The organism is Burkholderia sp. SCN-KJ (genome assembly GCF_024656005.1).
GTDB lineage: Bacteria > Pseudomonadota > Gammaproteobacteria > Burkholderiales > Burkholderiaceae > Burkholderia.
Map to the genome: position 1 here is coordinate 91,647 of NZ_JANKOG010000013.1, position 20,325 is coordinate 111,971.

20 protein-coding genes are annotated in these 20,325 nt (G+C 68.2%); 10 read left to right on the plus strand and 10 right to left on the minus strand.

Annotation, left to right across the window (positions count from 1 at the left end; genetic code table 11):
• Positions 1–27 precede the first annotated feature (27 nt).
• Complete coding sequence (locus NQV17_RS21690) at positions 28–375, minus strand: GFA family protein (protein WP_257773820.1); 348 nt, start codon at positions 373–375, stop codon at positions 28–30.
• A 153-nt stretch (positions 376–528) separates the two neighbouring features.
• On the opposite strand from NQV17_RS21690, the gene NQV17_RS21695 reads away from it, so the two are divergent.
• Positions 529–774 carry a DUF1272 domain-containing protein gene (locus tag NQV17_RS21695; RefSeq protein WP_044844539.1) on the plus strand — a complete coding sequence of 82 codons (246 nt, stop codon included), beginning with the start codon at positions 529–531 and terminating at the stop codon, positions 772–774.
• 27 nt (positions 775–801) lie between these two features.
• Here NQV17_RS21695 and NQV17_RS21700 read toward each other — a convergent pair whose 3' ends face one another.
• Positions 802–1,506, minus strand: coding sequence for a FadR/GntR family transcriptional regulator (locus NQV17_RS21700; protein ID WP_257773821.1), 705 nt, complete (start codon positions 1,504–1,506; stop codon positions 802–804).
• A 136-nt stretch (positions 1,507–1,642) separates the two neighbouring features.
• On the opposite strand from NQV17_RS21700, the gene dgoD reads away from it, so the two are divergent.
• Positions 1,643–2,791 carry a galactonate dehydratase gene (dgoD, locus tag NQV17_RS21705; protein WP_257773822.1) on the plus strand — a complete coding sequence of 383 codons (1,149 nt, stop codon included), beginning with the start codon at positions 1,643–1,645 and terminating at the stop codon, positions 2,789–2,791.
• 139 nt (positions 2,792–2,930) lie between these two features.
• On the opposite strand, the gene NQV17_RS21710 is transcribed toward dgoD, so the two are convergent.
• Positions 2,931–3,863, minus strand: coding sequence for a CopD family protein (locus tag NQV17_RS21710; protein WP_257773823.1), 933 nt, complete (start codon positions 3,861–3,863; stop codon positions 2,931–2,933).
• A 377-nt stretch (positions 3,864–4,240) separates the two neighbouring features.
• Here NQV17_RS21710 and NQV17_RS21715 point away from each other — a divergent pair, with 377 nt between their 5' ends.
• The 3 genes from NQV17_RS21715 (at position 4,241) to NQV17_RS21725 (ending at position 7,895) form a co-directional block, all read left to right on the plus strand.
• A complete protein-coding gene (locus tag NQV17_RS21715) occupies positions 4,241–5,005 on the plus strand; it encodes a c-type cytochrome (protein WP_044844542.1) in 765 nt (254 codons plus the stop codon).
• A gap of 19 nt (positions 5,006–5,024) precedes the next feature.
• Positions 5,025–6,323 (plus strand): cytochrome c, encoded by a 1,299-nt coding sequence (locus tag NQV17_RS21720; RefSeq protein WP_044844543.1) that lies wholly within the window; start codon positions 5,025–5,027, stop codon positions 6,321–6,323.
• A gap of 129 nt (positions 6,324–6,452) precedes the next feature.
• Positions 6,453–7,895 carry a DEAD/DEAH box helicase gene (locus NQV17_RS21725; protein WP_257773824.1) on the plus strand — a complete coding sequence of 481 codons (1,443 nt, stop codon included), beginning with the start codon at positions 6,453–6,455 and terminating at the stop codon, positions 7,893–7,895.
• Here the strand turns inward: NQV17_RS21725 and NQV17_RS21730 are convergent.
• The 3 genes from NQV17_RS21730 to NQV17_RS21740 all read right to left on the minus strand — a co-directional run bounded on the left by NQV17_RS21730 (position 7,889) and on the right by NQV17_RS21740 (position 11,249).
• The gene (locus tag NQV17_RS21730; protein WP_257773825.1) at positions 7,889–8,398 is read right to left on the minus strand and encodes a hypothetical protein; all 510 of its coding nucleotides are present in this window, start codon (positions 8,396–8,398) and stop codon (positions 7,889–7,891) included. The two genes, NQV17_RS21725 and NQV17_RS21730, sit on opposite strands and share 7 nt — an antisense overlap.
• Positions 8,399–8,466: 68 nt before the next feature.
• Positions 8,467–9,294 (minus strand): ferritin-like domain-containing protein, encoded by an 828-nt coding sequence (locus tag NQV17_RS21735; RefSeq protein ID WP_044846781.1) that lies wholly within the window; start codon positions 9,292–9,294, stop codon positions 8,467–8,469.
• A 314-nt stretch (positions 9,295–9,608) separates the two neighbouring features.
• On the minus strand, positions 9,609–11,249 hold the full coding sequence (locus NQV17_RS21740; RefSeq protein WP_257773826.1) for a gamma-glutamyltransferase family protein: 1,641 nt from the start codon (positions 11,247–11,249) through the stop codon (positions 9,609–9,611).
• 223 nt (positions 11,250–11,472) lie between these two features.
• Between NQV17_RS21740 and NQV17_RS21745 the strand changes: the two genes are divergently transcribed.
• Both NQV17_RS21745 and NQV17_RS21750 read left to right on the plus strand, forming a co-directional pair.
• Positions 11,473–12,252, plus strand: a complete 780-nt coding sequence (locus NQV17_RS21745; RefSeq protein ID WP_044846783.1) for a DeoR/GlpR family DNA-binding transcription regulator — start codon at positions 11,473–11,475, stop codon at positions 12,250–12,252.
• A gap of 315 nt (positions 12,253–12,567) precedes the next feature.
• On the plus strand, positions 12,568–12,765 hold the full coding sequence (locus NQV17_RS21750) for a hypothetical protein (protein WP_044846784.1): 198 nt from the start codon (positions 12,568–12,570) through the stop codon (positions 12,763–12,765).
• A 99-nt stretch (positions 12,766–12,864) separates the two neighbouring features.
• On the opposite strand, the gene NQV17_RS21755 is transcribed toward NQV17_RS21750, so the two are convergent.
• On the minus strand, positions 12,865–13,233 hold the full coding sequence (locus NQV17_RS21755; RefSeq protein ID WP_257773827.1) for a hypothetical protein: 369 nt from the start codon (positions 13,231–13,233) through the stop codon (positions 12,865–12,867).
• Between the two features lie 162 nt (positions 13,234–13,395).
• On the opposite strand from NQV17_RS21755, the gene glpD reads away from it, so the two are divergent.
• The 3 genes from glpD to NQV17_RS21770 all read left to right on the plus strand — a co-directional run bounded on the left by glpD (position 13,396) and on the right by NQV17_RS21770 (position 17,340).
• On the plus strand, positions 13,396–14,919 hold the full coding sequence (gene glpD / locus NQV17_RS21760; protein ID WP_257773828.1) for a glycerol-3-phosphate dehydrogenase: 1,524 nt from the start codon (positions 13,396–13,398) through the stop codon (positions 14,917–14,919).
• A gap of 105 nt (positions 14,920–15,024) precedes the next feature.
• Positions 15,025–16,527, plus strand: coding sequence for a glycerol kinase GlpK (gene glpK / locus NQV17_RS21765; protein WP_257773829.1), 1,503 nt, complete (start codon positions 15,025–15,027; stop codon positions 16,525–16,527).
• A gap of 96 nt (positions 16,528–16,623) precedes the next feature.
• On the plus strand, positions 16,624–17,340 hold the full coding sequence (locus tag NQV17_RS21770) for an MIP/aquaporin family protein (protein ID WP_044846788.1): 717 nt from the start codon (positions 16,624–16,626) through the stop codon (positions 17,338–17,340).
• A 167-nt stretch (positions 17,341–17,507) separates the two neighbouring features.
• On the opposite strand, the gene NQV17_RS21775 is transcribed toward NQV17_RS21770, so the two are convergent.
• The 3 genes from NQV17_RS21775 to NQV17_RS21785 are packed head-to-tail and all read right to left on the minus strand — an operon-like array spanning position 17,508 to position 20,248.
• Positions 17,508–18,758, minus strand: coding sequence for an NAD(P)/FAD-dependent oxidoreductase (locus tag NQV17_RS21775; RefSeq protein ID WP_257773830.1), 1,251 nt, complete (start codon positions 18,756–18,758; stop codon positions 17,508–17,510).
• A gap of 4 nt (positions 18,759–18,762) precedes the next feature.
• Entirely contained in the window at positions 18,763–19,071 is a 309-nt protein-coding gene (locus tag NQV17_RS21780) for a non-heme iron oxygenase ferredoxin subunit (protein WP_044846790.1), read from the minus strand.
• Positions 19,072–19,108: 37 nt separating this feature from the next.
• Positions 19,109–20,248, minus strand: a complete 1,140-nt coding sequence (locus NQV17_RS21785) for a fatty acid desaturase family protein (protein ID WP_257773832.1) — start codon at positions 20,246–20,248, stop codon at positions 19,109–19,111.
• Positions 20,249–20,325 lie beyond the last annotated feature (77 nt).

The window sequence follows — 20,325 nt, forward strand, 5'->3', positions numbered from 1 at the left end:
CCGCTCGCTCATGCCACGACGCGCCGCTCAGTGCGAGCGGCCGTCGTAGTGCGTGACGGGCAGCGCATCGAAATCGACATCCTCGAGGCATCGCACGTTGATCGCGGCCATCGCGGTGCCGTCCGGATGGGTCCCCTCGCCGAACGTGTGGATCCCGCAGCGCTTGCAGAAGCGATGGCGGATCACGTGCTTGTTGAACATGTAGGTGGCGAGTTTGTCGTCGGGCGTGAGCAGTGTCATGTGATCGCGCGGCACGAACCACATCAGCGCGCCCTTGCGCCGGCAGATCGAGCAGTTGCAGGCCATCACGCCCTGCAGGTCGCCTTCCGCCTCGAACTTCACGTCGCCGCAATGACAGCTTCCGTGATAAAGCATGGTCGTCTCCCGGGGCGGCCCGTGCGCGTCGACGGTAATCCGGGCGGACACCGTTGGCCAGGCCGGTCCAAACGCGTACAGTAGCGCTCGCATGCGCCGCACGCAACGTCCGGCGGCGCCCGTCCCGCCCCTCTCCGACCAAGGAAAACCGTCATGCTCGAACTGCGCCCCGGCTGCGAATGCTGCGACAAGGACCTGCCGCCCGATTCGGCGGAGGCGCGCATCTGTACGTTCGAATGCACGTTCTGCGCGACCTGCGCCGACGACGTGCTGAAGGGCCGCTGCCCGAACTGCGGCGGCGACCTGGTCGCGCGCCCGCGGCGGCCGGCGAGCCTGCTCGCGAAGTACCCGCCATCGACGCAACGCATCGTCAAGCCGGGCGGCTGCGCGAACGCCTGACGGCGCCGCACCGCCCGTCCGTTTCCGTCACGACATCTCGATCCGCGCGCGCGTCACCGCGAGCAGCGACGCCATCGCGCGGCGCGCGCCGTCCTCGTCACGCACGCGGATCGCATCGCTGACGGCCACGTGCTCGGCGAGCGATGCGTTGTAGACGTGCGCCCGGCGCGCGTTCAGATGCAGCTGCGCCTCGAGCGTGCGATCGATCAGCGCGCCGAGCGGCACCAGCAGTTCGTTGCCGCCGGCCTCCAGCACGCTCAGGTGAAAACGCAGGTCCGCACGCACCCACTCGTCGACGTTGCGCGCGGCGGCCATCGCGCGCGCCGCGCCATCGATCGCGTCGAACGCTTCGGGCGTATGCGTGCGAGCAGCCAGCGCGGCCGCATGCGGCTCGATCATCTCGCGCATTTCCTGCAGCTTCAGCGCGAACGCGAGCGGCGGCGCGACGCGCGCGTACCAGTCGAGCAGGTCGGCGTCGAGCAGGTTCCATGCGCGGCGCGGCCGCACGCGCGTGCCGACCTTCGGCCGCGATTCGACCAGTCCCTTCGACGTCAGCGTGCGCAGCGCCTCGCGCAGCACCGTGCGGCTCACGCCGAACATCGCCATCAGGTCCGGCTCGCGCGGCAGCAGCGACTCGGGCGGATAGTCGCCACGCAGGATCGCCGTCGCCAGCCGGAAGGCCGTCTGTCCATGCAGGTCGCGTTGAATGATCGTTCTCCGTTGGACGGGCATCCCGCGGCTGCCCACTATCTGCGCAATAGTGCTATTAATACTATTTTTTAACGGGCTACGCTAGGATAACCGTGAAAGCACGCGACCGTGCGCCGCGCCCGAGCGGGCGCGCCGGTCCACCCTGGAGACAAGCGACATGAAAATCACCCGCCTCGAAACCTTCGTCGTCCCGCCGCGCTGGCTGTTCCTCAAGATCGAGACCGACGACGGGATCGTCGGCTGGGGCGAGCCGATCGTCGAGGGCCGCGCGCACACCGTCGAGGCCGCGGTGCAGGAGCTCGCCGACTACCTGGTCGGCCGCGACCCGCTGCTGATCGAGGATCACTGGCAGGTGATGTACCGCGCCGGCTTCTACCGCGGCGGCCCGATCACGATGAGCGCGATCGCGGGCGTCGACCAGGCGTTGTGGGACATCAAGGGCAAGCATCACGGCGTGCCCGTGCATGCACTGCTCGGCGGCCAGGTGCGCGAGCGCATCAAGGTGTATTCGTGGATCGGCGGCGACCGGCCGAGCGACGTCGCGAACAATGCACGCGCAGTGGTCGAGCGCGGCTTCAAGGCGGTGAAGATGAACGGCTCCGAAGAGCTGCAGATCGTCGACACCTACGACAAGGTCGAGCAGGTGATCGCGAACGTCGCGGCGGTGCGCGACGCGGTCGGCCCGCACGTCGGGATCGGCGTCGACTTCCACGGCCGCGTGCACAAGCCGATGGCGAAGGTGCTCGCGAAGGAGCTCGATCCGTACAAGCTGATGTTCATCGAGGAGCCGGTGCTGTCGGAGAACGCCGAGGCGCTGCGCGACATCGTCAACCAGACCAACACGCCGATCGCGCTCGGCGAGCGGCTCTACTCGCGCTGGGACTTCAAGCACATCCTCGCGGGCGGCTATGTCGACATCATCCAGCCCGATGCGTCGCACGCGGGCGGCATCACCGAGTGCCGCAAGATCGCGACGCTCGCGGAAAGCTACGACGTCGCGCTCGCGCTGCACTGCCCGCTCGGCCCGATCGCGCTGGCCGCATGCCTGCAACTCGACGCGGTCAGCTACAACGCGTTCATCCAGGAACAGAGCCTCGGCATCCACTACAACCAGGGCAACGACCTGCTCGACTACCTGCGCAATCCCGAGGTGTTCCGCTACGAGGACGGCTTCGTCGCGATCCCGCAGGGCCCGGGGCTCGGCATCGACGTCAACGAGGAGAAGGTGCGCGAGATGGCGAAGACGGGCCACCGCTGGCGCAATCCGGTGTGGCGCCACGCGGACGGCAGCGTCGCCGAGTGGTGATGCCGTGGTGAGATGAGATGCGTTGCGCGGCGGGCATGCCGCGCATCGGCTTCGAGACGGCCGCCCGACAGGCGGCCGTTCCTGCATCCGCAGCACGCGGCGCGCGGGCACCCGGCCCGGCGCCGCGCCGAGCCGGCCGTCAGCCGAGCGCCGCGAACCCCGGCACGCAGGACGCCAGCACGGCGGCCGCGACGAACACGCCGATCATCGTCAGCGCCTCGAGGTGCAGGATGTTGCGGAACGTGTGCGCATCCTCGGTCGACGCGGTACGGCGCAGGCGCGGCAGCGCGGAGAAGCGGTTCAACCCGCCGAGCACGAGCGCGAGCGCGACGAGCAGCAGCTTGAGCAGCAGCACGCGCCCCCACGTGCTGCCGTCGAGCGGCGCGACCGAGCCGCCGAGCCCGCGCAGTGCATTGAGCACGCCGGTGCCGAGCACGAAGACGACCGCGATCACCGACGTACGCGACAGGTGCTGGCCGATCCGGATCAGCGCGCCGCGCGCGACCGACGAGCCGAGCACCGGCAGCACCGCGAGCCCGCCCGCGAGCACGAGGCCGCCCCACACCGCGGTGGCGAGCAGGTGCAGCGTCTGCACGCCGACCGCCGCGGACAGCAGGCCGGTATCGGCCGCATGGCCGAGCGACGCCTTGCCGCCCGCGACCACGATCACCGCGAGCCACAGCACCGCGTGCGCGAGCGGGCCGTCCGGCTTCGCGAGCGCGACGATCGCGAGCACCACGGCGCCGGCGAACGCGACGCTCCACGCGAAGCCCGCGTGGGTCTGCGCGAGCATGACCGGAATCGCGGCGAACGCACCGCCGAGCCCCGCGCCGCTCATCGCCGCGGCTTCGTACACGAGCCAGCCGAGATCGGCGAGCACGAGCGCGAGCGCCGCCGCGACCAGCGAATGTTGCGCGCGCAGCCATGCGGGATGCGACGGCGCGACGACCGGCCGCGCGCCGTCCTTGCCGAGCCACGCCTTGAGCAGCGCCGAGCCGACCGCCATCGCGAACGTCGCGTCCATCAATGCCGCCAGCGCGACCTGCCCGATCCACAAGCTGTCGATCCTCATCGCGCGCACCCTCCCGGGAACGGCCGGCCGGCGGCGCGGCGGCAAGTGGAACGACAGCGGGAAGACGGCAACGGCACGGTAAGGAACGTCATCGATGAATCCGGAAACGGGAGAAATGACTGGATCTGCGGCGGAGGCGGCGCCGCGCGACCCGCGAGTGTACGGTCTTCGATGGTCAAAGCGCACGCCGGTTCACACGACGCGTGCAGATAGCGCGTCAAATTGTCGCAAGTCGTAAACAGGCAGGAACCGATGACCTTTTGCCAAATAGCCGTCATTACCCATCGATGATAGAATGCCGCGTCGCAGCAGCCCGGCTGCCCTGCCATCCATGCGCCGAGCCGATCGTAGCCCGGACAGGTCCCCGACGAATAAACATGGAGTCTCGTGTGTCTTCAAGACGCCTCTTCCGTCCGTTGCTTGCCGTTCTCCTGATCGGTGGCGCGGGCCTTATGAGCGCTGCCCAAGCGCAGACCAAGCCCACGGAGCAAGCGCACGCCCAGCAGGCGCCGCTCAAGGCACCCGATACGATGGCCGAGCGTGTGCGCGGCTGTACCGCATGTCACGGCGTTCACGGCCAGGGCACGGACAACGACTATTTCCCGCGGCTTGCCGGCAAGCCGGCAGAGTACCTGTACAACCAGCTCGTCAACTTCCGCGATGGCCGGCGCAAGTACCCGCCGATGAACTATCTGCTGACCTACCTGAACGACGATTACCTGAAGGAAATCGCCGAGCACTTCTCGGCCGAGCGTCCGCCGTACCCGACGCCGGCCAAGCCGACGCTGCCGGCTGCCACGCTCGCGCGCGGCAAGCAGCTCGTCACGCAAGGCGATCCGTCGCGCAAGCTGCCGGCCTGCGTGGCCTGCCACGGCGCAGGGCTGACCGGCATGCAGCCGGCGATCCCGGGCCTCGTCGGCCTGCACGCCGATTACCTGAGCGCACAGCTCGGCGCCTGGCGCTCGGGCAACCGCCACGCGAAGGCACCGGATTGCATGCACGACATCGCCGCGAAGCTTTCCGACGAAGACGTGACGGCCGTGACCGCGTGGCTCGCCGCGCAACCGGCGCCCGCCAACCCCGTGCCGGCCCCGGCGCGTTCGATGAAGACTCCGCTCGCCTGCGGCAGCGAACCGCAATAAGGCAAGGGAGACAGACACAATGAAACGCAAGTCCCTGTTTGCACTCTCGGCTGTCGCGATCGTCGCGGCCGCCGCCCTCGTGCCGGTCCTGTGGCCGGGCAACGACACGCTGCACGGCGCTGCCGCCGTCGCGGCCACGCCGGCCGACCAGGCCGCGCTGATCAAGAAGGGCGAATACCTCGCGCGCGTCGGCGACTGTATCGCGTGCCACACCGTGCGCGGCGGCAAGTCGTTCGCGGGCGGCCTGCCGATGGCGACGCCGTTCGGCACGATGTACACGCCGAACATCACGCCGGACGACAAGGACGGCATCGGCAAGTGGACGTCGGACGACTTCTACCGCGCGATGCACACCGGCCGTTCGAAGGACGGCAGCCTGCTCTACCCGGGCTTCCCGTTCGCGAGCTACACGAAGGTCACGCGCGCCGACTCGGACGCGATCTACGCGTACCTGCGTTCGGTCCCGCCGGTCTCGGTGCCGAGCCGTCCGCACGAACTGAAGTTCCCGTTCAACAACCGCAACCTGCTGATCGGCTGGCGCACGCTGTTCTTCAAGGAAGGCGAGTACAAGCCGGATCCGACCAAGTCGGTCGAATGGAACCGCGGCGCGTACCTCGTCGAAGGCCTCGGCCACTGCTCGATGTGCCACACGTCGATCAACATGATGGGCGGCCCGGTGAACTCGGCAGCCTTCGCGGGCGGCCTGATCCCGCTGCAGAACTGGTATGCGCCGTCGCTGACGAACGACAAGGAACTCGGCCTCGGCGACTGGCACGTGCAGGAGCTGTCGGACCTGCTGCAGGCCGGCGTGTCGAACAAGGGCGCGGTGTTCGGCCCGATGGCCGACGTCGTGCACAACAGCCTGCAGTACATGAGCGACGAAGATACGCGCGCGATGTCGACGTACCTGAAGTCGATCCCGCAGAAGGCTGAAGCGCCGAAGAACATGCAGTACGAGCCGTCGAAGCAGTTCGGCAACACGCTGTTCGACCAGGGCAAGAAGATCTATGCGGACAACTGCGCGACCTGCCACGCCGAAACCGGCGCGGGCAAGCCGCCGGCGTATCCGCCGCTCGCGGGCAACCATTCGATCGTGATGGAATCGGCGGTCAACCCGATCCGCATGGTGCTGAATGGCGGCTATCCGCCGAGCACGTTCAAGAATCCGCGTCCGTACGGGATGCCGCCGTTCGCACAGTCGCTGTCGAACCAGGAAGTCGCGGCAGTCGTCACGTATATCCGGATGTCGTGGGGCAACAACGGTACGCCGATCTCGCCGCAACAGGTGAGCGACCTGCGTTCCGCGCCGCTTGACTAACTAGCGCGCGACACAAACGGGGGCGCGGCTGCGGGAAACCGCAGCCGCGCCCCTTTGCTTTTTTGCGACGCCGTTCCCCGCGCTGGCCGCGCGAGGCGTCGCCGATCATAAAACTCAAGAGTGGTATCTATGTCTTTCGAATCTCTCGGCCTGGCCGAACCGCTCGTCAAGGCGGTCAACGAGCTCGGCTACACGTCGCCGACACCCATCCAGCAGCAGGCGATCCCTGCCGTCCTCGGCGGCGGCGACCTGCTCGCCGGCGCGCAGACCGGCACCGGCAAGACCGCCGGCTTCACGCTGCCGATCCTGCAGCGCCTGCACACGTTCTACGCCGAGCATCGCGGCGCGAAGCGCGCGGTGCGTGCGCTGATCCTCACGCCGACGCGCGAACTCGCCGCCCAGGTCGAGGAAAGCGTGCGCGCGTACAGCAAGTACCTGAAGCTGCGCTCGACCGTGATGTTCGGCGGCGTCAGCATCAATCCGCAGATCGATGCGCTCAAGCGCGGCGTCGACATCGTCGTCGCGACGCCGGGGCGCCTGCTCGATCACATGCAGCAGAAGACGATCGACCTGTCGGATCTCGACATCCTCGTGCTCGACGAAGCCGACCGGATGCTCGACATGGGCTTCATCCACGACATCAAGCGCGTGCTCGCGAAGCTGCCGCCGCAGCGCCAGAACCTGCTGTTCTCGGCGACCTTCTCCGACGAGATCAAGTCGCTCGCCGACAACCTGCTCGATTCGCCGGCGCTGATCGAAGTCGCGCGCCGCAACACCACCGCGGAAAGCGTCGCGCAGAAGATCCACCCGGTCGACCGCGATCGCAAGCGCGAGCTGCTCACGCACCTGATCCGCGAGCACAACTGGTTCCAGGTGCTCGTGTTCACGCGCACCAAGCACGGCGCGAACCGGCTCGCCGAGCAGCTGACGAAGGACGGCATCAGCGCGATGGCGATCCACGGCAACAAGAGCCAGTCGGCCCGCACGCGCGCGCTCGCGGAATTCAAGAACAGCACGCTGCAGGTGCTGGTCGCGACCGACATCGCCGCGCGCGGGATCGACATCGACCAGTTGCCGCACGTCGTCAACTTCGACCTGCCGAACGTGCCGGAAGATTACGTGCACCGGATCGGCCGCACGGGCCGTGCCGGCGCGACCGGCGAAGCCGTGTCGCTCGTGTGCGTCGACGAGAAGCAGCTGCTGCGCGACATCGAGCGGCTGATCAAGCGCGAGATTCCGCAGGAAGTGATCGCGGGCTTCGAACCCGATCCGACCGCGAAGCCTGAGCCGATCCAGCAACGCCGCGGCCAGCAGCCGCGTGGCGGTAACGGTGGCGGCGGCGGCAATCGCCAGCCGCGTGCCGGCGGCTCGGGCCAGCCGGCCGCGAAGCGCGACGGCAATGCGCAGCCGAAGGCCGCGAAGGCGGCCAAGCCGCGCGCGGCCGGCGGCGCGAGCGGCAACGCCAGCGGTGGCGGCCGCCCGTCAGGCGGCAACGGCGCGCGCCCCGCGAACGGCAACGCCGCGCACGCGAACCGCAACCGTTCGTCGCGCAGCGGCCAGCGCGGTCACTGAAGCCGCGCGGCCGCGCGCCGCAGGTGCTCGACCTGGCGCTGCCAGCGCGCGAGCACCTCGGCGCGCGCCTCCCCTTCCAGCGCGAACGTGACGCCGGTCGCGAGACGCGCATAGCCGACCCGCTGCGCATCGCCGTGCGCGATCGTCGCAGCGAATCCGGCAAGGCCCCCGAAGTCCCCTTCGAGCGGCTCGATCCTCAGTTGTGCCTGAAAGAATGCGCCGTCCGCGACGAGCGTCAACGCGGCCGCGCGCCGTTGCGTCAGCGCGCGCGCCGCGCGCGATTGCGGCCAGAGCGCGAGCAGCAGCGTATGTGCGTCGCGCGCGTGGAGCTCGCCGACACTGAGCAGCGTCGTGCGCAGCTGGCCGTCGTCGGTCGCGACGATCAGCGATGCGGCGAAGTCGGCATGGCGTTCGAGCGCGGTGCCGTCGAACAGCGCAACGACGGCCGGCGGCCACGCGTCGAACGTCCATTGTTCGAGCGCGTGGCGATGGGAATCGGTCATGATGGCGGCCCCGGTGAAAAGCAGATGATGATCGCGCAGCATACGCGCGCCGGACCGCGCGGTGACGATCAGCGCATGAACACGTGCCGCGTGATCTTCGTCAGCGGATAGTGGACGCTCGGCTGGATCTTCGCGGGCAGGTCGAGCGGCTTGAGCAGCATCTTCACGCACATGTCGGCCGACAGGTTGCGCCGCACGAGCGAGCTGATGCGCGCGGCACGCTCGCGGTTGTATTGACTGTCGCCGACACGATCCGGGTAGCGGACGGCGAACACGTGGCGCAGCGCGATCTCGGAATCCTCGTTCTTGATTTCCATCACGCGGCGCATCAGCGCGCCGAGCACCGCGAGACGGCCGTTGCCTTCGAGCTTGTTGTACTTCTTGAAGAACTTGAAGAAGTGCTTGTAGTGACGCACTTCGTCCGAGCGGATGTTGTCGGTGATTTCCTTCAGCACCGGCTCGTCCGAGCATTCGTTGATCGCGCGATAGAGCGTGGCCGTGCCCGTCTCGACGACGCAGCGTGCGACCATCTCGAGCGCGCGGGTCTTCTCGAACGCGTCGACCGAGCAGGTCTTCGAATACTCGGCGAAGAAATTCGCGAACGCGGTGTCCCAGTCGAACTCCGGCCATACGTGCGCGATATACGCCTTCAGCGCGCGCCCGTGCTGCAGTTCCTCGTGCTCCCACGCGTTGTTGAGCCACGCGGACACTTCCGGATCGTCGTTGAAGAACTCGCTCAGGTTGCTCGTATAGAGATCCGAGCCGCTTTCGATGAACGACGACGCGCACAGCAACAGCAGCAGATCCTCGTTCGCGGCCGCGCGCTGACGATCGATCCGGTTCAGGTCGATGTCCTCGATACGCCACGGCATGACATGCGTCGTTTCAGTAGGCATGGTGGTGCGCTCCCAGTCGTCGCGCGGCCGGCCGGCCCCTCTCTTCGCACAGGCCCGGCGTGCCCGCAGGCGACGTTTTGCTTGCATTTATTAGTGGATTGGTCCGGCCGAACCATGCTGGCATCTTAGCCGGACTTTTATGTTCGTGCTTCAAAGCACTGACCATGCCCGCCGCGCGCAGTTCCGCCGCGCATGGTGCGGTTCGTTAGATGAGTTGTTCGAACCGGTGGCGCGCGTGCGACGGCACGCGCGGCATCCAGGCAAAACGGGCGGCCGTCCGGCCGCCCGTCGGGCACAACACTGGAAGCGTTCCGTCAGAAACCGGCCGCAAGACCGTCGCGACGGCTGTCGCTCGCGGCCACGTAGCCGCGGTCGGGATCGTCGCGATCGAGACGCCATACGAACTGCCCCGAACCGAAATCCATGTAAGGATCGTCGATCGACTTGATCGTATGGCCGCGCGCGGCGAGCCCGTCGACCGTCTCGCGCTTCATCGTCGATTCGACGTCGAGCGTGAAGTCGCGATTGACCTTCCAGCGCGGCGCGTCGCAGGCGGCCTGCGGCTGCTGCCCGTAGCCAAGCATGCGCACGACGGTCTGCAGGTGGCCCTGCGGCTGCATGTCGCCGCCCATCACGCCGAAGCTCATCACGGCCTCGCTGCGGCCGTCGACTTCCTCGGTGACGAACGCGGGGATGATCGTATGGAACGGCCGCTTGCCGCCCGCGACGACGTTCGGCGACGCCGGATCCATCGAGAAGCCGTGCCCGCGGTTCTGCAGGGCAATGCCGGTACCGGGCACGACGAGCCCCGAACCGAAACCCATGTAGTTCGACTGAATGAAGCTCACCATCATCCCGCGTTCGTCCGCCGCGGACAGGTAGATCGTGCCGCCCGAATGCGGGCGGCCGGCAGCGAAGTGCGTCGCGCGCGCGCGATCGATCAGCTTCGCGCGTTCCGCGAGATACGCATCGTCGAGCATCTGCGCGGGCGTCAGGTCCATCGCGCGCGGATCGGCGACGTAGCGATAGACGTCCGCGAACGCGAGCTTCATCGCCTCGATCTGCAGGTGCTGCGAGTCGACCGAATCGACCGGCCATTCGCTCAGGCCCGCCCGCTCGGCGATCCCGAGCGCGATCAGCGCGGCGATGCCCTGCCCGTTCGGCGGGATCTCGTGAATCGTATGACGGCCGAAGCGCTTGCCGATTGGCTCGACCCATTCCGGCCGGTACGCGCGCAGGTCGGCTTCGGTCAGCGCGCCGCCGCCTTCGCGCGCGAACGCCGCGAGCTGCGCGGCGAGCGCGCCTTCGTAGAACGCGCGCGGGCCGTCCTTCGCGAGCGTGCGCAGCGTCTGCGCGTGGCCCGGCAGGCAGATGCGCTCGCCGACGTGCGGCGCGCGCCCGCGCGGCATGAAGGTGTCGGCGAAACCCGGCAGTCCCTGCAGCTCGGGCACCGCGGCCGCCCATTTGTGCGCGACGATCGGCGACACCGCATAGCCGCGCTCGGCGATCTCGATCGCCGGCTCGAGCAGGTCCGCGAACGGCAGCGAGCCGAACTTCGCATGCAGCGCTTCCCAGCCCGCGATCACGCCCGGCACCGTGACGGTGTCCCAGCCGCGCGCCGGCTTGTTCGCGATGCCGTGCGCGTCCTCGCCGTGGCGCTTGCGGAAATAGTCGGGACTCCATGCGGCCGGCGCGACGCCCGACGCATTCAGCCCGGACAGCCGGCCGCCGTCCCACACGAGCGCGAACGCATCGCCGCCGAGCCCGCACGACACGGGCTCGACCACCGTGATCGCGGCCGCGGCGGCCAGCGCCGCATCGACGGCATTGCCGCCCTTCCACAGCATCCGCAGCCCGGCCTGCGCGGCGAGCGGGTGCGACGTCGACACGACGTTGCGTGCGAACACCGGGATGCGGGTCGTCGGATACGGGTTGTGCCAGTTGAAGCCAGTCATCGGTTCCACCTCGTCGAAAGCTGAATGAACGCGCCGGACGCACGACCGGCGTGCGCGGACAGTCCGCCATTGCAGCGCGATCCGCGCGATCGCACAAATTCATTTGTCACATGAATCCATATACTTTCCGCATGAATTCCGGTCGGTGATACGCCGCAGGCCGGCCGAACGCCCTTCCCGCCCTTACAATACCGGCTCCGCCTCACGATCCGACCGCCGAGCCATGACCCGAGATCCCCGCCTCACCCTCAACGCGCGCCAGCAGGAACTGCTCGAATGGGTGCAGCGCGACGGCTTCGTGACCGTCGACGATCTCGCCGCGCACTTCGCGGTCACGCCGCAGACGATCCGCCGCGACGTGAACTGGCTCGCCGACCTGAACCTGCTGCGCCGCTACCACGGCGGCGCGAGCCTGCCGACCAGCTCGGAGAACGTGTCGTACACCGCGCGCCAGCGGATGTTCCATGACGAGAAGCGGCGCATCGCGGCGCTCGCCGCGTCGCACATCCCCGACCAGGCGTCGCTGTTCATCAATCTCGGCACCACGACCGAGGAAGTTGCGCGCGCACTGAATCGTCATCACGGGCTGCACGTGATCACGAACAACCTGAACGTCGCGTCGATGATGAGCGGCTATCCCGACTGCGAGGTGCTGATCACGGGCGGCATCGTGCGGCCGTGGGACAAGGGCATCGTCGGCGAACTCGCGATCGACTTCATCCGCCAGTTCAAGGTCGACTACGCGATCATCGGCACGTCGGCGATCGAGGCCGACGGCACGCTGCGCGACTTCGACACGCGCGAGGTGCGCGTGGCCGAGGCGATCATGCAGCATGCGCGCACGGTCTACCTCGTCGCCGATCATTCGAAGGTCGGCCGTCCGGCGCTGGTGCGCCAGGGCCACCTGAGCCAGGTTCATGCACTCTTCACCGACAAGCCGCTGCCGCCGGAGATGGCCGACGCAGTGGCGAACGCGGGCACCCAGGTGTACGTCGCGGAATGACCGCGCGGAATGACCCGCGCGATGCTGCACCGCACCTGAAACTTCAAGTGAAATCAAGAAGTTGGCGCGCCCGCTGAACCGCTAGCGGTTTGCGTGCCTGTCAAACTGAAAATTAACGGGGCACGATTTGTCGTTGCCCGCGCGCTCGACTAGACTCCAGTTCCCCGGCCCGTTCGCGCGATCCGCCCGTGCCAAGGCGTGTGCGAATCCGAAGGCCGGCGAATACAGCTTTCCCCCCAAGCCATACCCCGCCGGGTATCGCGCAGCGGCGTTTGCGCCGGCTGCGCGGGCAAACCGATTGCCATGGAGAGAACGATGCTGAGTCCGCATGAATTCGCCACGCTACTGCTAGTGAAGGATGCCCCCGATCACGGGGACATGGATCGCGATGAACTCGACGCGCTGCTCGAACAGCAGCTCGTGCGGCTGGAAGGGCTGGGATCGGGACGCAAATACTGCGTGACCGAAACCGGCGACGCCGCGTTGCGATCCATCAAATGCCGCTATTCCTGAAGTCCCGCTGTTCCTGACTTGAGCGCGCCGGCCGGATTTCCGGCCGCGCCGCTTTTCCCGCGCTTTTCTCGCTTTCCCGCCTCCCGCAGCGTTCCGGTGTCAGCCGCCGCGCAGCGTCGGATCGACCGCAGCCCGCCAGCTGACGGCCTGCGCGCGTGCGCCGTTGAAATACGCGACCCATCCGGCGCGCCCCGCCGCGTCGGGCGCCGCATAGTGCGCCGAAAGTTCGTTTACGAACGCGCAATAGTTCGCCTGCGTCAGCCCGCGATACCGTTTCGCCACATACGCGTCGTACAGCGTCGAATAGACCGGCTGCGCGTCCGCGCCCCACTCGCGCGCGGTGCCGCCGCACGACGTCTGCAGATCGACGAACGACGGCGCCCGCCAGTTGCCGGCAAGCGGCGGCGTGCCGGCGCTGCACCCTGCCAGGACGACGGCGCACGCGCCGGCCCACATCCCAATACGCATGATTCACCTCGCGAAGCGGTCGATTGCGCCAGTATCGTCCGGGATCGCGCCACGCGCTACTGGCCCCGCTTTTTCGAACTTTACTTTTTCGATTTCGTTCGTTAAATTTCGAATTCGAACATTTCATGTTCGCCCATTTCCATCAGACGATAAGGACAGCAGGTGACCCAACCGAATCGCTACGATCTGCTCGTCGTCGGCGGCGGCATCAACGGCGCCGGCATCGCGCGCGATGCGGCCGGCCGCGGCCTGTCGGTCATGCTCTGCGAGCAGGACGACCTCGCGTCGCACACGTCGTCGTCCAGCACGAAGCTGATTCACGGCGGCCTGCGCTACCTCGAGTACAACGAATTCGGACTCGTCCGCAAAGCGCTGCAGGAGCGTGAGACGCTGCTGCGCGCGGCGCCGCACATCATGTGGCCGCTGCGCTTCGTGATGCCGCACATGCCGAACCTGCGGCCGGCCTGGCTGATCCGCATCGGCCTGTTCCTCTACGATCACCTCGCGAAGCGCGAACTGCTGCCCGGCTCGCGCGGCATCGACATGCGCCGCCATGCGGCCGGCGCGCCGCTGATCGACTCGATCAAGCGCGGCTTCGTGTATTCGGACGGCTGGGTCGACGACGCGCGCCTCGTCGTGCTGAACGCGCTCGATGCGAAGGAGCGCGGCGCCGAGATCCTCACGCGCACGAAACTCGTGTCGGCGGAACGCCGCGGCGACGAATGGGAAGCGCGGCTGCGGCACGCGGACGGCTCGATCCGCGTCGTGCGTGCGCGCGCGGTCGCGAACGCGGCCGGCCCGTGGGTCGGCGAAGTGCTGCACGGCGCGCTCGGTCGCGGCGCGCAGCACAGCGTGCGGCTCGTGAAGGGCAGCCACATCATCACGCGGCGCCTGTTCGATCACGACCACGCCTACATCTTCCAGAACCCGGACAAGCGGATCATCTTCGCGATTCCGTACGAGCACGACTTCACGCTGATCGGCACGACCGACGTCGAATACACGAACGATCCGGCGAAGGTCGCGATCGATCGCGACGAGACGCAGTATCTGTGCGATTCGATCAACCGCTACTTCAAGCGCAAGATCTCGCCGGCCGACGTGCACTGGACCTATTCGGGCGTGCGCCCGCTGCTGGAAGACGAAAACGCGGCGAACGCGTCGGCTGTCACGCGCGACTATCGCCTCGAGATGGACGACGGCGCCGGCGCGCCGCTGCTGTCGGTGTTCGGCGGCAAGATCACGACGTTCCGCAAGCTCGCGGAGGAAGCCGCCGACCTGCTGTGCCGCGCGCTCGGCCGCGACGCGAAGACCTGGACGGCCGGCGCGCCGCTGCCGGGCGGCGACATCGCGAACGCGAAGTTCGACGTGTTCGCCGACGCATTCGCGAAACGCCATCCGTGGCTGCCCGCCGCGCTTGCCCGCCGCTATGCGCGCGCGTACGGCACGCGCGCGGAATGCGTGGTCGACGGCGCGACGTCGCTCGCCGACCTCGGCGCCGAGATCGCACCGGGCATCCACGACGCCGAACTGCGCTACCTGCGCGACGTCGAATGGGCGACCTGCGCGCAGGACGTGCTGTGGCGCCGCTCGAAGCTCGGCCTGCACGTGGCGCCCGGCACGCTCGACGCGGTGACGGCCGCGGTCGATGCGTGGTTCGCCGCCGCGCACGCGCCGCACGCATGATCCGTTTGCAGTTGCAGTTGCCTGACCGACGTTGATTCACCGACGCGCCGCGTAACATGCGGCGCGCATCACAACTACGCCAATCCACGGATGGAGATGAGAGACATGCAGGACCAGTACATCCTCGCGCTTGACCAGGGCACGACGAGCTCCCGCGCAATGCTGTTCGATCGCCAGGGCAACATCGTTTCGATCGCCCAGAAGGAATTCGAACAGATCTACCCGCAACCCGGCTGGGTCGAGCACGACCCGCAGGAAATCTGGTCGACGCAGGCGGGTGTCGCCGCCGAGGCGGTCACGCGCACCGGCCTGAACGGCACGTCGATCGCCGCGATCGGCATCACCAACCAGCGCGAGACGACGATCGTCTGGGATCGCGAGACGGGCCAGCCCGTCTACAACGCGATCGTATGGCAGGATCGCCGCACCGCCGACTTCTGCGATTCGCTGAAAGCACAGGGCCTCGAGGCGAAGGTGCGCGCGAAGACCGGCCTGCCGATCGACTCGTACTTCTCCGCGACCAAGATCCGCTGGATCCTCGACAACGTGCCGGGCGCGCGCGACAAGGCGCTCCAGGGCAAGCTCGCGTTCGGCACCGTCGACAGCTGGCTCGTGTGGAACTTCACGAAGCACGAGCTGCACGTGACCGACGTGACGAACGCGTCGCGCACGATGCTGTTCAACATCCACACGCGCGAGTGGGACAGCGAGCTGCTCGAACTGCTCGACATCCCACGCAGCATGCTGCCGGAAGTGAAGGCGTCGTCGGAAATCTACGGCCATACGAAAACCACGGTGTTCGCGTCGAAGATCCCGCTCGCGGGGATCGCCGGCGACCAGCACGCGGCGCTGTTCGGCCAGATGTGCACGACGTCGGGCATGGTGAAGAACACCTACGGCACCGGCTGCTTCCTGATGATGAATACCGGCGACAAGCCGATCGAGTCGAAGAACAACCTCGTCACGACGATCGCGTGGCAGATCGGCGACGACGTTCAGTACGCGCTCGAAGGCAGCATCTTCATCGCGGGCGCGGTCGTGCAGTGGCTGCGCGACGGTGTCGGCATCATCAAGACGGCCGCCGAGATCGAGGCGCTCGCCGCGAGCGTGCCGCATACCGACGGCGTCTATCTCGTGCCGGCGTTCGCGGGCCTCGGCGCGCCGCACTGGAACGCACGGGCGCGCGGTTCGGTGTTCGGCGTCACGCGCGGCACGACCTCCGCGCACCTCGCGCGCGCGGCGCTCGACGCGATCGCGTACCAGTCGCTCGACGTGCTGGCCGCGATGGAAGCCGACTCGGGCATCAGCATCGGCGAGCTGCGCGTCGACGGCGGCGCGAGCGCGAACGACCTGCTGATGCAGTTCCAGGCCGACCTGCTCGGCGTCGACGCGGTGCGTCCGCAGATCACCGAGACGACCGCGCTCGGCGCAGCCTACCTCGCGGGCCTCGCGATCGGCTACTGGAAGAACCTCGACGAAGTGCGCAGCCAGTGGCAGCTCGACTGCCGCTTCTCGCCGTCGATGCCGAAGGAGCAGGTCGAGCGCTGCATGGCCGGCTGGCAACGCGCGGTGCGCGCCGCGAAGGCGTGGGCCGACGACGCGCAGTAAGCACCGCGGCAGCAATCACAAGAACTCCGAACGAAATACAACAACACCGGCGGACCGCGCAACGCGCGAGTCCGCCGCGACCTACGAGAGACAAACATGTCACCTTATATTGCAGAATTCATCGGCACCGCCATTCTCGTGCTGCTCGGCAACGGCGCGGTCGCCAACGTGCTGCTGGCGAAGACCAAGGGCAAGGGCGCGGACCTGATCGTGATCGTGATGGGCTGGGCGATGGCCGTGTTCGTCGCCGTCTACGTGACCGCATCGTTCAGCGGCGCGCACCTGAACCCGATCGTCACGATCAGCCTCGCGCTCGCGGGCAAGTTCGCGTGGTCGAAGGTCGGCGGCTACATCCTCGCGCAGATGCTCGGCGGGATGGCGGGCGCCTTGCTCGTGTGGCTCGCGTATCGCCAGCACTTCGCGAAGGAAGTCGATGCGGACCTGAAGCTCGCGGTGTTCTGCACGGCGCCCGCGATCCGCAGCACCACGCACAATGTGCTGACCGAAGCGATCTGCACATTCGTGCTGATCCTCGGCGTGCTCTATCTCGCGTCGCCGCAGGTCGGCCTCGGCGCGCTCGACGCGCTGCCGGTCGGCCTGCTCGTGCTCGGCATCGGCATCTCGCTCGGCGGGCCGACCGGTTATGCGATGAGCCCGGCGCGCGACCTGTCGCCGCGCCTGATGCATGCGCTGCTGCCGATCCCCGGCAAGCGCGACAGCGACTGGCGCTATGCGTGGGTGCCGGTGATCGGCCCGCTGCTCGGCGGCGCCGCGGCGGCCGGCCTGTATCTGCGCCTGCACGCGATGGCCTGAGCGCGGGCTTGTTCATTCGGGCTCGGGTTCGAGCCCGAGTCCGGGCCCGAGTCCGAGTCCGAGTCCGAGCCCGAGTCCGAGCCCGAGCCCGAGTCCGGGCCCGAACCCGAACCCGAGCGCGCGGCAGTCGCTGCCGCGCGCCTCCCCTTCTCCTTCGCCCACCGCCGCTAGCGTTCGCCCGCGGCCGACACCAGCGACTTCAGCTTCACCCCCGCATCCGCGACCGCTTCCGGCGTCGCGCCGATCCCGCGCTCGACCAGCATGCGCGCAACGCGCATCTCCTTCACGAACCCCGACGCACGACCGAAGCCGCTCGCCGCGACGAGCCGTGCGCCGGCATCGAAGTGGAAATGGATTTCCGCATCGTCGCCGAGCACGCGCGCGACCGTGCGCACGCCGAGCGCCGGTTCGCCGGCCACCTGCAGCTGCGCGTCGTATTGATCGGACCAGAACCACGGCATCTCGCGATACGGTTCGTCGGCGCCGAGCATGTTGCGTGCGGCGACGCGCGCCTGCGTTTCCGCGCCGTGCCAGGTTTCCTGACGCACGAGCCGCCCTGACGCCCCGCTCGGGAACACCGCGACATCGCCGGCCGCGTAGATGCCGCGTGCCGAGGTCTCGAGCCGCGCGTTCACGACGATCCCGCGCTCGGTGACGAGCCCCGCGTCGCGCGCCAGTTCGTCGGCCGGTTCGATCCCGATGCCGGCCACCACCGTATCGGCGAGCAGCGTGTCGCCGTCGTCGAGCACGACGGCCAGTGCGCCGCCCTGCGTGCGCTCGATCGCGACGGGCCGTCGGTTCAGGCCGATCGCGACGCCCCGCGCCGCATGCAGCGCATGCACGCGTGCCGCGATCGGCTCCGGCACCGCACGCCCGAGCAGGCGCGGTGCCGCGTCGAGCACGGTCACGCGACAGCCGCGCAACCGCGCCGACGCCGCGACCTCGAGACCAATGAAGCCGCCGCCGATCAGCACGACGCGCGCGTCGGGCACAAGCCGCGCACCGAGCGCCGCCGCGTCGTCGAGCGTGCGCAACGCGAATACGCCGGCGAGCTCCGCACCCGGAATCGCGAGGCGGCGCGCACGGCCGCCGGTCGCGAGCAGCAGCGCTTCGCAAGCGAAGCCGCGGCCATCCGACACATGCACCTCGCGCGCCACCGGATCGATCCGCTCGACCGTCGCGACGATCGGCTCGATGCCGTCCGCGCGCCACGCATCCGGATCGCGCAGCCCGCATTGCGCGGCGCTGCGCTCGCCGGTCAGCACGCCCTTCGACAGCGGCGGCCGCTCGTACGGCAAGTGCGCCTCCGCGCCGATCAGCACGATGCGCCCGCGCCAGCCGCCCTCGCGCAACACCTGCGCCGCCCGGCCGCCCGCATGGCCCGCGCCGACGATCGCCATCACCCGGTCGTTCGCCATCGCGTCACACCTCGATCAGGATGCGGCCGTTCTCGATCTTCGCGCGGTAGGTGCGCAGCTTCTCGCAGGCGGGCGCCGACAGTGCCCGGCCGTCGCGCACGTCGAAGCGTCCGTTGTGCTTCGGGCATTCGATCACGTGATCGATCACGAGCCCGTCCGCGAGATGCACGTGCTCGTGCGTGCACAGCCCGTCGCTCGCATACACGTTCCCGTCGATCCGGTAGATCGCGTATGTGCGGCCGTCGTGGTCGAAGCGCGCGACGTCTTCGTCGTCGATGTCGTCGAGGGCGCCGGTGTCGATCCATTGCGTCATGTTGCGTGTCTCCTTCGTTGGAATGTTCGATGCGCGGTCATGCGCGCGCCGCGTCGGGCACCGGCCGCACGACGTAATGCGACGGGTCGCGCGTCTGCCGGACGAGCGCCGGCACGATCTCCGCATACGCGGCCAGCGTGCTGCGGTAAGGCGGCGGCATGTCAGCCTTCACGGCTTCATGCAGTTTCGGCAGCGCGTGGAACGGCACCATCGGGAACATGTGGTGTTCGACGTGATAGTTCATGTTCCAGTACAGGAAGCGGAATACCGGATTCATCCTCACGGTCCGGCAGTTGCGCCGGTGATCGAGCACGTTCTCCGGCAGGCCCGCGTGCTGCGTGAGGCCGAAGTACAGGTACAGCCACGCGCCGTAGAGGCTCGGCAAGCCGATGTAGAGCAGCGGCAGGATCGTGTGCCAATACAACGCCGCACCGATCACGCACGCATAAACGGTCAGATGAATCCGCGCCTCGCGCACGGCCTTTCGCCACTCCGATTCGGGCACGTAGGTGCGCTCCTCGGCGTCGAGCCGGCCGGCGAGCGCGAGCACGATCATCTTGCGCAGCTCGCTCGCCACGTGCTTGAGCGCGACCACGTTCAGCGCAAGCCCGAGCCAGTCGGTCGGCTTCGGCGCGGCGATTTCCGGATCGCGCCCGACGACCAGCGTGTCGGTGTGATGGCGCGCGTGGCTCCAGCGCCAGACCGTCGCGCGGCGGAACACCTGGAACGACGCGACCTGGTACAGCACGTCGTTCATCCAGCGCGTGCGGAACGCGGTGCCGTGTCCGCACTCGTGCCAGCGCGAATCGGCCGGGCTGCAGTAGAGCGTGCCGTACACGAAGAACGCGAGGATCGCCCACCCGGAGTGCGCACGCCAGGCGAGCCACGCGAGCACGCCGCTCGCGACGATCGCCGCGTACCAGATCAGCGTGTCGCGGATCGCGCGCGCATCGTCGCGCTGCATCAGCTGCTTCATCAGCGGCCGCGGCACCGGGCACCGGTACCACGCGGCATTGACGAGGCCCGCGGCACGCGCACGCTCGCCGGCACCGCCGATCATTCGGTAATCCTGACGGCGTGCCGCCGCGTTGCGGTCGTGCGCCTGATCGTTCGTGTGGGCCACGCGTGTCTCCTGATTGTTCGTTTGCGGGAAGCGCGGCGCGCGCTTCGCATGCATTCAAAATTAGGCGACGGCCATGCCCCGCTCAATCGAAACGTTGACGAAATTTCGCCATCGCTTTAGCGTTCCGGACA

Bases quoted from the DNA above. Each gene is read 5' to 3' on its own strand.
- NQV17_RS21690 (WP_257773820.1), bottom strand. From the start codon at position 375: ATGCTTTATCACGGAAGCTGTCATTGCGGCGACGTGAAGTTCGAGGCG.
- NQV17_RS21695 (WP_044844539.1), top strand. From the start codon at position 529: ATGCTCGAACTGCGCCCCGGCTGCGAATGCTGCGACAAGGACCTGCCG.
- NQV17_RS21700 (WP_257773821.1), bottom strand. From the start codon at position 1,506: ATGCCCGTCCAACGGAGAACGATCATTCAACGCGACCTGCATGGACAG.
- dgoD (WP_257773822.1), top strand. From the start codon at position 1,643: ATGAAAATCACCCGCCTCGAAACCTTCGTCGTCCCGCCGCGCTGGCTG.
- NQV17_RS21710 (WP_257773823.1), bottom strand. From the start codon at position 3,863: ATGAGGATCGACAGCTTGTGGATCGGGCAGGTCGCGCTGGCGGCATTG.
- NQV17_RS21715 (WP_044844542.1), top strand. From the start codon at position 4,241: ATGGAGTCTCGTGTGTCTTCAAGACGCCTCTTCCGTCCGTTGCTTGCC.
- NQV17_RS21720 (WP_044844543.1), top strand. From the start codon at position 5,025: ATGAAACGCAAGTCCCTGTTTGCACTCTCGGCTGTCGCGATCGTCGCG.
- NQV17_RS21725 (WP_257773824.1), top strand. From the start codon at position 6,453: ATGTCTTTCGAATCTCTCGGCCTGGCCGAACCGCTCGTCAAGGCGGTC.
- NQV17_RS21730 (WP_257773825.1), bottom strand. From the start codon at position 8,398: ATGACCGATTCCCATCGCCACGCGCTCGAACAATGGACGTTCGACGCG.
- NQV17_RS21735 (WP_044846781.1), bottom strand. From the start codon at position 9,294: ATGCCTACTGAAACGACGCATGTCATGCCGTGGCGTATCGAGGACATC.
- NQV17_RS21740 (WP_257773826.1), bottom strand. From the start codon at position 11,249: ATGACTGGCTTCAACTGGCACAACCCGTATCCGACGACCCGCATCCCG.
- NQV17_RS21745 (WP_044846783.1), top strand. From the start codon at position 11,473: ATGACCCGAGATCCCCGCCTCACCCTCAACGCGCGCCAGCAGGAACTG.
- NQV17_RS21750 (WP_044846784.1), top strand. From the start codon at position 12,568: ATGCTGAGTCCGCATGAATTCGCCACGCTACTGCTAGTGAAGGATGCC.
- NQV17_RS21755 (WP_257773827.1), bottom strand. From the start codon at position 13,233: ATGCGTATTGGGATGTGGGCCGGCGCGTGCGCCGTCGTCCTGGCAGGG.
- glpK (WP_257773829.1), top strand. From the start codon at position 15,025: ATGCAGGACCAGTACATCCTCGCGCTTGACCAGGGCACGACGAGCTCC.
- NQV17_RS21770 (WP_044846788.1), top strand. From the start codon at position 16,624: ATGTCACCTTATATTGCAGAATTCATCGGCACCGCCATTCTCGTGCTG.
- NQV17_RS21775 (WP_257773830.1), bottom strand. From the start codon at position 18,758: ATGGCGAACGACCGGGTGATGGCGATCGTCGGCGCGGGCCATGCGGGC.
- NQV17_RS21780 (WP_044846790.1), bottom strand. From the start codon at position 19,071: ATGACGCAATGGATCGACACCGGCGCCCTCGACGACATCGACGACGAA.
- NQV17_RS21785 (WP_257773832.1), bottom strand. From the start codon at position 20,248: ATGCATGCGAAGCGCGCGCCGCGCTTCCCGCAAACGAACAATCAGGAG.